This window comes from Vibrio sp. D173a (assembly GCF_030248475.1).
Genome location: NZ_JAHGAH010001063.1, coordinates 1 through 349 on the forward strand (window position 1 = coordinate 1; position 349 = coordinate 349).

General features: G+C 45.6%; 1 protein-coding gene. It reads right to left on the minus strand.

The window, feature by feature from the left end:
* On the minus strand, positions 1-317 hold a 317-nt coding region (locus KIV40_RS31300; RefSeq protein WP_285353197.1), incomplete at its 3' end, for an HD domain-containing protein.
* Positions 318-349: the final 32 nt, after the last annotated feature.

A 349-nucleotide genomic window follows, 5' to 3' on the forward strand; every position in this document is an offset into this window, starting at 1 on the left:
AGCTTATCCAGCTTAGAAACACCATCAACAAGCTCCGCCACTGTGTTACCAAACTGCGCTTCTAACTCTTCTTTTGTAACTTCAGTATCTTCAATTACATCGTGGAGTAGGGCTGCTTGGAGGGTTTCGATATCAAGGCGCATTTCGGCCAGGATTCTTGAAACAGCAACAGGGTGGATAATGTATGGTTCACCGCTTGAGCGGGTTTGCCCTTCATGGGCATCTCTCGCTACCACATAAGATTGACGCAGAGCCTCAATTTGAGGCTCTGTTAGGTATTCTTGGGCAACGTCTTTGAGGCTATCGAATAGATACAAATTAAAGGCCCGGAAGGTTAATTAGTTCGAAT